Annotated in this window: 9 protein-coding genes; 1 reads left to right on the top strand and 8 read right to left on the bottom strand. The window is 73.3% G+C overall.

Translation table 11 applies throughout. The annotated features are described in order from the left end of the window. Positions 1–23: 23 nt before the first annotated feature. Positions 24–1,415, bottom strand: a complete 1,392-nt coding sequence (locus BLQ62_RS07770; RefSeq protein WP_068536881.1) for a malate:quinone oxidoreductase — start codon at positions 1,413–1,415, stop codon at positions 24–26. An 89-nt stretch (positions 1,416–1,504) separates the two neighbouring features. Between BLQ62_RS07770 and BLQ62_RS07765 the strand changes: the two genes are divergently transcribed. Further along, entirely contained in the window at positions 1,505–2,398 is an 894-nt protein-coding gene (locus tag BLQ62_RS07765) for a LysR family transcriptional regulator (RefSeq protein ID WP_068566157.1), read from the top strand. Positions 2,399–2,408: 10 nt separating this feature from the next. Here the strand turns inward: BLQ62_RS07765 and BLQ62_RS07760 are convergent, their stop codons facing one another. From BLQ62_RS07760 to BLQ62_RS07730, 7 genes are all read right to left on the bottom strand, one after another. Then, a complete protein-coding gene (locus tag BLQ62_RS07760) occupies positions 2,409–3,830 on the bottom strand; it encodes an acyl-CoA synthetase (protein WP_068566160.1) in 1,422 nt (473 codons plus the stop codon). A gap of 65 nt (positions 3,831–3,895) precedes the next feature. Continuing rightward, positions 3,896–4,852 carry an alpha/beta hydrolase gene (locus tag BLQ62_RS07755; RefSeq protein WP_068536888.1) on the bottom strand — a complete coding sequence of 319 codons (957 nt, stop codon included), beginning with the start codon at positions 4,850–4,852 and terminating at the stop codon, positions 3,896–3,898. A 165-nt stretch (positions 4,853–5,017) separates the two neighbouring features. Next, positions 5,018–5,836, bottom strand: coding sequence for a carbohydrate ABC transporter permease (locus BLQ62_RS07750; RefSeq protein WP_068536890.1), 819 nt, complete (start codon positions 5,834–5,836; stop codon positions 5,018–5,020). Next, entirely contained in the window at positions 5,833–6,780 is a 948-nt protein-coding gene (locus BLQ62_RS07745; protein WP_068566163.1) for a carbohydrate ABC transporter permease, read from the bottom strand. The genes BLQ62_RS07750 and BLQ62_RS07745 overlap by 4 nt, the downstream gene beginning before the upstream one ends. Beyond that, the gene (locus BLQ62_RS07740) at positions 6,780–8,033 is read right to left on the bottom strand and encodes an ABC transporter substrate-binding protein (RefSeq protein ID WP_231857619.1); all 1,254 of its coding nucleotides are present in this window, start codon (positions 8,031–8,033) and stop codon (positions 6,780–6,782) included. The genes BLQ62_RS07745 and BLQ62_RS07740 overlap by 1 nt, the downstream gene beginning before the upstream one ends. A 56-nt stretch (positions 8,034–8,089) precedes the next feature. Beyond that, on the bottom strand, positions 8,090–9,064 hold the full coding sequence (locus BLQ62_RS07735; RefSeq protein WP_331711109.1) for a tetratricopeptide repeat protein: 975 nt from the start codon (positions 9,062–9,064) through the stop codon (positions 8,090–8,092). A gap of 59 nt (positions 9,065–9,123) precedes the next feature. After that, positions 9,124–12,069: an alpha/beta fold hydrolase gene (locus BLQ62_RS07730; protein ID WP_068566384.1), complete on the bottom strand. Its 2,946-nt coding sequence runs from the start codon at positions 12,067–12,069 to the stop codon at positions 9,124–9,126. Between the last annotated feature and the right edge of the window lie 4 nt (positions 12,070–12,073).

Here is a 12,073-nt window from a genome sequence, read left to right as displayed (position 1 = left end):
GCCCGAGTGGAGGAAAGCACACGTCACGACGCGACGGGCGTCTTCGCCGAGTTCGGTTGCGGTTCCACAGCCGCGGCGATCCCCCAGCGGATCAGGAGCTCCTCCATGATCGGCACCGCGGTGCTCGCCCCCGGGGAGGCACCGAGCAGCCCCGCGATCGTGCCGTCGGCGCCGGAGACGAGCTCCGTGCCCTGCTGGAGCACGCCGATCCGGCGGCGGTCCGGGGTCACCAGCTGTGCCCGCTGCCCCGCGGCGACCAGCTCCCACTGCGCGGGATCGGCGTCCGGGTAGAAGCGCTGCAACTGCGCGAACTTCGCCCTCCTGCTCGCCGCGAGCTGGCCGACGAGGTACCGCACGAGGGACAGGTTCTGCAGGCCCGCCGCGGCGACCACGTGCAGGTTGCCCGGGCGCAGCGTGGTGAAGAAGTCGGTGAGCCGGCCGCGCTTGAGCAGCTTCGTGCTGAACGTCGCGTAGGGGCCGAACAACAGGTGGTCGGCACCGTCGACGTACCGGCGGTCGAGGTGCGGCACCGACATGGGAGGCGCCCCGATGTCGGCCTGGCCGTACACCTTCCCGTCGAGGCGCCGCGCGACCTCCGGGTCCGAGCAGCGCAGGAAGGCCGCGCCGACGGGCAGGACGGCGTACCCGCGCACCTCGGGCAGGCGCGCGCTCTGCAGCAGCCGCAGCGCCTTGCCGCCGGCGCCGACGAACACCCGTCGGGCACGGATCTCGAACCGGCCCTCCGGGCCTCGCCCGCGCACCGTCCACCCGGCGAGCGTGCGCCGCAGCCGGGTCACCTCGTGCCCGTACCGGACCTCGCCGCCCGCGTCGGTGACGATCTCGACGAGTCCCCGCGTGAGCGCGCCGAAGTCGACGTCGGTGCCTCCGGGGTGCCGGGTGGCGGCCATGCGCCCCCACATCGACTCCGGGCCGCGCCCCTCCATCACGAGCGGGGCCCACTCCCGGATCGTCTCCGGGTTCTCCGTGTACTCCATCTCCGCGAAGGCCGGGTGGGCGCGCAGCGTCTCGTACCGCCGGCGCAGGTAGGCCATGTCGCGCTCACCGAAGACGACATCGAGGTGCGGCGTCCGGTGCAGGAAGCCGTCATCGAGGCGGCCGTCGGCGATCAGCGCGTCCCACCACGCGCGGGTACGGCCGAACTGCTCGACCATCGAGAGCGGCTTGGCGGCATCGGTGGGGTCGGGCATGTAGTTGAGCTCGCAGAAGCCGGTGTGCCCGGTGCCCGCGTTGTTCCACGGCCCGCTGCTCTCGGTCGCGAGCGCGTCCGCGCGCTCGAGCAGCAGCACCCGCCACTCGGGCCGCTGCTGGGCGAGCATCGCGCCGAGCGTGGCGGACATGATGCCGCCGCCGATCAACACGACGTCGGCGTCGAAGTGCGGGGTGTGAGTGGTCATCGGATACTCCTCGATTGCGGCTGTGGGACCAGCATCGACCGGGGACCAATCATCCGTCCAATGAAGTTTTGCTGGGATATCATCCGAATATGGATCAATGGCTCAGTCTCTTCGCGCCACAACTGCAGGCGCTCGTCGCGCTCGCGGCGCACGACGGGCACATGACGCGCGCGGCCGAATCGCTCGGCATCCCGCAGTCGTCGATGAGCCGCAGGATCCACGCCCTGGAGCACGACCTACGGACTCCGCTGCTCGTGCACGCCGGCCGCACCGTGCGGTTGACCGCCGCCGGCACCGAGCTGGCCCGCCGCATCCGGGAGCCGCTGCGCGAGCTGGGACTCGCGATCGACGCCGTCGCCGGCGCGGGCGACGGCGAGCACGGCACCGTGCGATTCGGCTTCCCGCTCACCCTCGGCACCGGCGACGTGCCCGACGTGCTCTCGGCCTTCCGCCGCGCCCACCCCGGGATCACCGTCACCCTCAAGCAGGGGCACGGTTCGGCGCTGGTCAGCGACCTCGAGGCCGGCGCTCTCGACCTCGCGATGACCATTCCGCCGCCGGAGCGGCTGCCGCACACCGTGATCGGCTCCCAGGAGATCCTCGCGACGCTCCCCCGCTCGCACCCCTTGTCCACCGCCCCGCGGATCCGGCTGGCGCAGTTGCGCGCCGAGACCTTCATCGCCAACCCGCCCGACTACCACCTGCGCGGCACGACGGAGCGGTGGTGCGCCGCCGCGGGATTCGTCCCCGAGATCGGTGTCGAGGCCACCGAGTTCGCGACCATCCGCGAGCTCGTCGCCCGCGGGCTCGGAGTGGCGCTGCTACCGCACGACGACCGCGCACCGTCGGACGTGGTGGAGGTGCCGCTCGAGGGTGAGCACCGCCGCGCCGTCGCCCTGGTGCGGGCGACGGCCACACTGGCCCCCGCCACCCGGCACCTGCACGAGTTCCTGCTCGCCACCGCAGCCGGGCGGCCGGGCTAGAGCGCGCCGGTCAGCCCAACAGCAACTTCTTCTGCACCTTGCCCATCGGGTTGCGGGGCAGGTCGTTGACGAAACGGATCTCACGGGGCCGCTTGTGCTTCGAGAGCGTCTCGCCCACGAACGCGACGATGGCGGCCGCGGCGCCCTCGTCGCGCGGACCGTCGGCCACGACGAAGGCCACCAGCCGCTGCCCCAGATCCTCGTCCGGCAGGCCGACGACCGCGGCCTCGCGCACGTCGTCATGGCCGAGCAGCGCGGCCTCGATCTCGCCGGCACCGACGCGGAAGCCGCCGGTCTTGATCAGGTCGGTCGACGCGCGGCCGACGATGCGGTGGAAGCCCGCCGGATCGATCACCGCGACGTCGCCCGTGTCGAACCAGCCCTCGCCCACCCAGGACTCGGCCGTCGCCTCGGGGCGTCCCAGGTACTGCGTGCCGACCATCGGGCCACGCACCTGCAGCGCGCCGATCGATTCGCCGTCGTGCGGTGCCGGATCGCCGGTCTCACCGATGATCCGGGTCTCGACGCCGCGCAGGGGCAGGCCGACCCACCCGGGCCGGCGTTCGCCGTCGGCGCGGGCGCTGATGGTGATGAGGGTCTCCGTCATGCCGTAGCGCTCCACGATCTCGTGGCCCGTGAGCTCGCGCACCCGCTCGAAGACGGGCGCGGGCAGCGGCGCGCTGCCGGAAACGAGGAGCCGGGCCCCGCGCAGCGCGGCGGCCGACGCCTCGTCGCGCGCGATCCGCGACCACACCGTCGGCACACCGAAGTACATCGTGCCGCCCGCGGCCGCGTAGGCCTCCGGCGTCGGCTTACCGGTGTGCACCAGGGCACTGCCCACGCGCAGCGGCCCCAGCACGCCGAGGATCAAACCGTCCACGTGGAAGAGCGGGAGACCGTGCACGAGAACGTCGTTCGCAGTCCAGTCCCAGGCATCGGCGAGCGCGTCGATGCAGGCGGCGATGGCATCGCGGCGGATCGGGACGCCCTTCGGCGCGCCGGTCGTGCCGGAGGTGTACATGATCAACGCCGTCGCCGCGGCGGGCGGCTCGGGCAGGGCGTGCCACCCGCGGGCGTGCTCGCGGACCGGCACCGCGGGCAGGCCGTGCGGGTCCTCCGGGGTGGCGCCGAGCCACGCCTGCGCACCGGAGTCGGTGAGCGCGTGCGCGATCTCGGTGGAGCCCGAATCGGGCGGGACGGGAACCACGGGCACACCCGCGCGCAGTCCGCCGACGATCGCGATCACGGTGGCGAGCGTCGGCTCCGCCCACACGGCGACCGGGCCGCGCACCCCCAGGCCCGCGAGCCGCTCCGCGACGGCGGTCGTGGCACCGATCAGCTCGGTCCGCGTCAGCGTCCGGCCGCCGAGGGTGACCGCCGGCTCGCCGTCGGAACCGGGCGGGACGGGGGTCGTGGTGTGGGGCAGCAGCATGCCCTCCAGCCTAAGCCGCACCCGCCCGCCGGCACCGCAGGCTCGGTGACGCGGTCGCGGATCGGCTACGCGGCGCGGTGCTCCCGGTCCGCGTCGAACGCCGCCTCGAGGAAGTGCGCGGCGAGACGCACCGCGTGCGCACTCTCGGGCGTCGCACCGGCCAGCACCGGGAAGGCGTGCACGCCGCCCTCGTAGAGGTGTAGCTCGCACGGCGTGCCGGCGGCGGCGAGCCGGGCGTGCAGGCGCTCGGCGTCGACGCGCAGCATCTCGTCGGTGCAGGCGACGAGGAGAGCCGCGGGGAACGCGGCGGGATCGATCCGGGTCGCGTCGTCGTGCCCGCGGGGCGCGACGGGACCCCGGTCGAAGAACCCGCGCAGGCCGCGCAGCTTGCCCACAGTGAGGTAGGCGTCGTCGATGTCGTAGCGCGGATCGCCGTCCTCGACCGTCGGGATCAACAGCGGCGAGAAGCCGAAGTAGGCGACGGGGCGGCGGGCGGCGTCCAGATGGGCGAGCTCGACGACCTTGGCGGAGACGTAGCCGCCCGCGGAGTCGCCGCCGACCGCCACCCGGCGGTAGCGCCCCGAGTCGGCCACGGCGCGGTAGACCCGGTACCCGTCGTCGACGGAGGTTCCGACGCCCACGCCCGGCAACTGCCGGTAGTCGACGTTGTAGACGGTGACGCCCAGCAGGCGGGCCAGCGCGGCCGCCACCCGGCGGTGCGTCGCCGGCCCTCCCGTGAGGAAGGCGCCGCCGTGGTAGTAGCAGATCGCGGTGTCCGCGCGGTGCGGTCCTACGGTCGGCACCAGCCGCTCGACGGGGACGCCCGCCAGCCGCATCCGGTCCACCTCGACTCCCGCGGGCACCCCGCCGATCAGGGTGGCGAGTCCCTCGCCGAGCCCGAGCGGGCCGAACGACCACGGCCGCACCGGGTACAGGCCGATCAACGGCTTGAGCAGCAGGCGGGCACCCGCGATGGCGAGCGCCGAGCGGGCGCTCACGCCACGATGTTCGATGACCGACATCGTCGTCTCCTCTCGCCCCGGCCCGCGGCGCGCGGACGGAACCGGTTCAGCGTAAGCCGACGCACCCGATAGAACCGGATATTGCGCCTATCACCGAGCTCGGCGTGTCCCGACCGATCGAGCGCCGGTCGGCACCGGAGGGCGGCGAGGCCGAGGCGCCCACCGTCAGCCGGAGATGCCCGTGCGCTCCACGCCGGCCGCGATCCAACGCTGCGCTACCAGGAAGAACGCCAGCAACGGCGCGATCGATACCAGCGCCGCCGCGAACATCGCGGGCACGTTCACCGACTGCGCGGTGATGTAGCTCGAGAGCACCAGCTGCACCGTCCAGGACTGCGGATCCTGCCCGATCACCAGCGGCCAGAGGAACGCGTTCCAGCTCCCGACGAAGGTGATCGTCGCGACCGCGGCCGTCACCGGCCCCGCGCCGGGCAGCGCGATCGAGGCGAAGATCCGGCCGGGTCCGGCACCGTCGAGCAGGGCGGCCTCCTCCAACTCCCGGGGGAAGGAGAGGAAGTGCTGGCGGAACAGGAAGACCGCCGTCGCCTGGAACAGTCCCGGGACCACCAGCCCCCGCAACGAGGAGACCCAGCCGAGCGTGGAGACCATGACGAACGTGGGCACGAAGGTCACCGCGGCGGGCACCAGCAGGGTCGCGAGGACCACGCCGAAGACCTTGCCGGCGTACGCCACCCGGATCCGGGCGAAGGCGTACCCGGCGGGGAGCGCGAGGGCGATCGTGCCGGCGGTCTGCAGCAGCGCCACCGTCGTCGAATTGACCAGCGCCCGCGCGAGCGGGCGGGTCTCGTCGCTGAAGATCCGGCGGAACGCGCCGCCGTCGGGCGCGCGCGGCAGCCAGTCCCCCGTCGCGACGTCCATCGTCGTCCCAAGGGCGCCGCGCACCAGCAGGTACAGCGGCAGCAGGAACAGCGCGGCCAGCCCGATCAGCAGCAGGTAGCGCCCCGCGCGCACCGCCCCGTTCACCGCGCGCCCCGCCGGCGGAACAGGCCCGTGAAGCGGGCCTGGGCGAGGGCGACGAGGCCGATCAGCACCGTCAACACGGCCCCGCCGGCGCCGCCGTGCCCGAAGTCCTGGCCGTTGCCGACCGCGACGTAGTAGAGGTAGACCAGCGGCGGGCGGGCGTACGGCGGATAGCCCTGCGCGGTGGCCATCACGCCGTAGAACTCGTCGAAGGCCTGGAAGGCGTTCACCGTTGCCAGCAGCAGCACCGCCACCGAGACCGCCCGCAACTGCGGGAAGGTGATCCGCGCGAACACCGTCCACGACGACGCCCCGTCGAGCGCGGCCGCCTCGTACAACTGCCGCGGTACGCGTTGCAGCGCGGCGAGGAACAGGATCATGTAGAAGCCGAGCTGCAACCACAGCCGCAGCGTCACCAGGACCAGCCAGTACCAGGGCGGATCGACCACCGACAGCCACGCGACGGGCTCACCGCCGACGGCGCGCAGCGCGGAGTTGGCCACGCCCGTCGGCACCCCCGGGAAGATCGCGCCCCGCCAGATCAGCGATGCGGCGACGTAGCTGCACGCCAACGGCAGGAAGAAGACCGACCGGAAGAAGGGCTGGAACCGCCGGACGCCGTGCACCAGGACGGCCAGCGCGAGCGAACCGGCGAAGGTCAGCGGCACCACGACCGCGGCGAAGACGACGAAGGTGAGCAGGCTCGCCCGGAAGGCCGGGTCGCCCAGCATGTCCCGGTAGTTGTCCAGGCCCACGAACCTCGTCGGCGTGACCGTGTTGTGCGCGTCGAACAGGCTCAGCCACACACTCCACCCGATGGGCACCACGACGAAGACGGCGAGCCCGGCCAGGAAGGGCCCGGCCATCAGCCAGAACCACAGGTGCGGCGAATCGCGCAGGGCCCCGCGCGCACGGGCCCCCGCCGGGCGAGCCGAGCGGAGCGCCATCAGTTCGGGAACCGCTCGAGTTCCTTCTCGACCACCGCCGCCACGCCCCGCAGTTCCGTCATCGGGTCGGCGCCGTCGCGGATCACCCGATCGAGCGCGTCCCGGTAGGACGTGGCGCTGCGCGGGGTCCACAGCAGCGGGGTCTGCGGATGACCGACGGTGTTCACCAGGTCGGCCGCCTCGTTGTAGAGGCCGGTGGAGAGCGTCGTCGCCTGCCGGACCAGCGAACGGCGCGCCGGGACGTGCAGGCCGTAACTCTGCGCCCAGTCGAGCTGCAGGTCGGTGCGCTCCACCCACAGCCACTGCACGAACTTCTTCGCGCGTGCGACGTCGCCGTGGGCGTTGACGGCGGCACCGTAGGCGCCGAACGGCACGCTCGTGCCCCCGTTGCGGCCGATCGCCGGGAAGGGGCGGACCCCGAAGTCGTCGCCCAGCGCCGCCCGGATCGCGGGCAGCGCCCACAGGCCCGTCCACTGCATCGCGGTCTGGCCGGCGATGAAGGCCCCCGGGTCGGACCAGTCCTGCGGAGCTCCGAGGAGCAGATCACCCGAGGTGAACAGGCCGCGCATGGTGCGCAGTCCCGCGGCGACCTCCTCGTCGACGAAGCCCGGGCGCCGGTCCGGCGTGAGGTAGTCGTGCCCCGAGGACCACAGCAGCACGCCGCCCAGCACGTCCGCACCGCCGTTGTTGCCCAGGAACAGCCCCTTGACCGTGCCCCGGGTCAGCTCCCGCGCCGCGGAGACCATCTCATCGAGCGTGCCGGGCGGCACGACCCCGGCCTGATCCAACAGCGAGCGCCGGTAGACCAGCAGTTGCATGTCGGTGACCTGCGGGATGCCGTACACGCGACCGTCGTGGGTCATGCGGTCGAGCAACGCGGGCGTGAAGTCCGAGCGCGCATCGCCGAGGAGATCGGTGAGATCGGCGACCTGCCCCGCCTCGATCATGTCGATCGTCGGGCCGTTCGCGAGCTCGAAGACGTCAGGGCCGTCACCGCTGACGAGCGCCGAGGAGATCTTCTGGTCGTAGTCCCCCGGGAAGGAGTCGACGCGCACGCCGCCGCCCGGGAACTCGGCTGCGTAGCGCGCGAGCGCGGCCGGGGCGCCCTCCTCGCCGTACTGATGGAACCAGGCGCGCAGATCGCCCGTACCCCCGCGCCCGGTGTTCGTCCCGCACGCCGCGAGCGCCCCCGCGAGGGTCAGGCCGCCGAGGCCCGCGAGCACCGCCCGCCGGGACACACCATGATCAGACACCGGGTCAGTATCGCAAACCCGGGGCGTGGTTGCGGGCCGGGCCGGGCCGGGCCTCCTCAGAACAGGGCCGCAGCCAGGCCCCGTCGCGCCTCGAGCACCGCCGGATCGGCGGGGTCGAACAGGTCGAACAACTCGAGGAGTCGGGTGCGCAGCACCGTGCGATCATCACCGAAAGTGGTTCGAATCGCAGTGATCAGACGGTCGAAGGCCTTCGCCGGCGTGCCCGCCAGCAGCTCCTCGTCCGCAGCGGCGAGCGCGAGCTCCACCGCCTGGGGCCCCGTTGCGCCGCCGGCGTCCGCCCTCTCGACCGCCCCCGGCTCGCCCTTCGTCGCACGGGCGAAGAAGGCCATCTGCTTCACCGCGGCCGCCGCCTCGGCGTCGGCCGGGTTCGCGTTGAGGATCGCCTCGTAGGCGGCGCGCGCGCCCTCGTAGTCGCCGTCGCCGGCGAGCTGCTCGGCCGCCTCCCGTCGCGGGTCCGACGGGGTCTCACCGGCCGGCGCGCCCGCGCCGAACTCGGGCGGCAGCTGCGCGAGGACGTCGTCGAGCCACTTCCGCGCGGCGGGCTCGGGCTGGGCTCCCGCGAAGGCCGTGACGGCGCGCCCGCCGGCCACCGCGATCACCATCGGTACGGACTGCGCCCCGAAGGCCTGCGCGACGCCGGGCGCACCCTCGACGTCGACCCGGGCCAGGGTCCAGCGGCCGGCATCGTCCGCGGCGAGCTTCTCCAGCACCGCGGACATCGCCGCCGACTGCTCGCTGTAGGACGCGCCGAGCAGCACGACGACGAGCTGCCCGCCGGAACGGTCGATGACCTCGGCGGGGAAGTTCTGGTCATCGACGTCGACGACGCCGCTGCCCGGGCCGCCCGCGGGCGCGCCCGCACCACCCGACGGTGCCGGTCGCGCCTGCTGCGCGGCCTTCGCGTCCGCGCGGGCCTTGAGGCCCGAGAGGTCGACCGCGCCCGCCATCGCTGCGGCGGTGCGCAGCGCCCGTTCCTGATCCTGCCTGGAAGCGCCTCGAGGTGTAGTCACCCCTCCATCTTGGCACGCCCGTTCCGGTGGCCGCCGTCGGCGCGGGTCCGGGCCCGCGGTCAGTGGTAGCGCTGCTCCTCGGCGTCGAAGCGCCACGACGACGGGCCGGGCTCCGGCATCCCGGCGGCCGCGAGGGCGGCGCGACGCGGCCGGTACCAGCTGGTGAGCGGGACCTCGTCGACGATGTGCACCGCGTCCGGGTACTGCTCGTGCCGCCCGGCGAAGGCGTCGGTGATGTCATCGGCGGTGAGCGTCGCTCCGCCCCGCACGGTGACGGCGGCGACGACACGCGGCGGACCGTCGGGCTCGTCGGCCGGCACCTGGTAGACGACGGCCTGTTCGACCTGCCCGAGCTGCTCGAGTACGTCGGTGATCGGGATCGAGTACACGGGCCCGCGGTCGGTGACCGCCACGGTGCGCACGTCGTCGACGAGCCAGTAGTCGCCGTCCTCGTCGCGGCGGAACAGGTGCCCGGTGGAGAACCACGCGTCGCCCGGGCGGAAGGCGCCGCGCAGCAGCACGTCGCGGTGGGTGACGTCCGGGTCGGCACGGCCGATGAGGACGCCGACCTCGCCCTGGGCGACTTCCTGCAGGTAGCCGTCGCCGTCCTCGACGAAGCGGCCGGAGTCCACGTAGTAGTCCACCAGTGCGACGTCGGCGCTGCCCGGCAGCCGCCGGCCCTTGGCGCCGGGCTTGCCGCCGCGGACCTTGGCGAGCACGATCTCACCCTCGGTGGAGGCGTAGAACTCGATGACCTGCGCGTCGAAGGTCTCACCGACCCGGCGGGCGAGCTCGGCGGACATCCCGGAGCCGATGAAGGCGCGCACCGGGTGGTAGCGAGGGATCTCCAGGCCCGGGGTGTCGAGCACCGCGCGCATGAGGTTCCAGGTGTAACAGACCACCGTGACGCCGTAGCGCTGCACCTCGGCCATGAAGGTGTCCGGGTCGAAGTCGCGGGTGAGCGCGATCCGGGAGCCGCCGGCGAGCGCCCCGCCCAGGCTGGTCATCAGGCCCGAGCTGTGGCTGAGCGGCGTGAGGCAGTAGACGGTGTCGCTCTGCGACAGTCGCGCCGCGGAGGCGGTGCCGAACGCGGAGAGAGCCCACCGGCCGTTGGTGACGCGCTTGGCGCGCAGCCGCCCGCCCACCTCGGAGAACATGACGAAGGCGAGGTCGCGCCCCAGCCCCGCGTCGGGGCGGTACCAGCGCGGCATGCGCACGTTGTCGGGATCGACCTGCTCGAGGTCGACGAGTTCGGCGCCGAGATCCTGCCGTGCCGCGCCCGGACGGCCGCGGCGATCGCCACCGCCGACGACGAAGACGCGCTCGGCGACGGCGACGGCGTCCTCGGCGTGCTCGGGATCGGTGATCATCGCGGTGGCCTCGCCCAGCCGCAGGGCCGCCGCGTAGTCGGTGCCGGGCGGCAGCAGCACGGCGACGGCGCCCAGCCGCGACAGCGCCGCCATGGCGACCAGCGCCGACGGCCGGGTGTGCATGAGGACACCGACGTGCTCGCCCTGCCGGACACCGACCTGGATCAGGCCGCTGACCACGCGGTCGATGCGCTGGTTGACCGCCTCCTTGGTGTGCACGCGGTCCTCGTAGAGGAACAGCTCGCCGTGCGGATCCCCCGCGGCCTGCTCCGCGAGCAGCTTGCCGAGCGAGACCTGGGTGTGGGCCTGCAGCTGCCCGAGGCGGGCCAGCTTGGGCAGGCTGCGCGTGACCTCGCGGGCCACCGCGGAAGCGCCGGCCGCCGCACCCGAGGCCGCGTCGAGCACGTCGCGCGCGGCCACGAAGCCCACCGTCGCGATGCCGCCCAGGCCCGCGACCAGCGGGTTGACCCCCACGTCGCGGCCGTCGTCGGGCTGCATCTCGGCGACGTTCTCCGGCTGCCCGCCGCGCCCCTCGAGCCAGCGGATCCACTGCGAGACCGTCGGATAGGTGACGCCGCCGGCCGAGCTGCCGACGACGAGGCCGAAGTGCCCCGCCGAGACCTGCGCCTCGTAGACCTTCGCCTTGGGCGCGGCCTGCAGGATCCCGCGCACCGCGCTGGGGCGGCCGATCTGATCGGAGAGGCCGACGAAGGCCAGCACCGGGCTCGTGATGGACGCCAGTGAGACGGCGTCACCGTCGATCGCGAAGCCGCCGGTGAGCATGCGGTTGTGCACGACGAACTGCTTGAGCAGGTCCGCCACCGCCGGGCCGGCATAGGCCACCCAGCCGTCGGCCTCGAGGAAGCGGCGCTGATCCTCGCGCGGCAGCAGCGCGTCGCGGTCGTGCAGCTGGCGCACGAAGTCGAGCCGCGAGCGCACCGCCTTGACCGGGTTGAGCAGCTCGAAACCGCGCTGCACCATCCAGCTGGGCAGGTAGAACCGGTTGAAGACGTGGTCGGCGACGAACTCGGCGCCCTTGTTGACCAGGGCCGGCGGCGCACCCAGCGGCAGGCCGGCGGAGATGTCGACCGGACTGCCGAAGGTCACCAGGCTCGCGATGGACCGCGACTGGCGGTACGCGGCGACCTGGTAGCAGAACATGCCGCCCTGCGAGTAGCCGCCGATGTGCACGTCGCGCCCACGGAACGCGGCCACCTGGTCGATGGCGCGCGAGATCGCGACGACGTGGTCCGCGAGGTTGCGCTCGAGGCCGCCCTCCTCACGATCGGGCGCGCCGAAGTCGATCACCCAGGGGTCGAGGCCCGCGCGGTGCAGCACCGAGACGGCGCCGTTGTTCTCCGTGACGTCGAAGACGTTCGCGTCGACCATCATCGGCGGCACCATGAGCACCACCGGGCGATCGTCCTGGTCCGGGGCCGGTGCCTGATCGGCGAAGTAGCGCCGCAACCGGTACATCGGCGAGCGCTCGATCACCGTGTACGGCGACGGCTTGGCGCCCGTCTCGAGCCCGCCCTGCGTGAGCACCTCGAAGCCGTTGCGCGCCGTCGCCGTCAGGCGGTTCACCGACGCCTCGAGCGCCTTCCCGCCGGGCAGTCCGCCCAGGATGTCCACCACGTGC

Origin of the sequence: Tsukamurella pulmonis (assembly GCF_900103175.1) — a bacterium.
Classification (GTDB): domain Bacteria; phylum Actinomycetota; class Actinomycetes; order Mycobacteriales; family Mycobacteriaceae; genus Tsukamurella; species Tsukamurella pulmonis.
The sequence above is the reverse complement of the archived record's forward strand: the minus strand, read 5'-3'. Positions and strand labels throughout refer to the sequence as shown.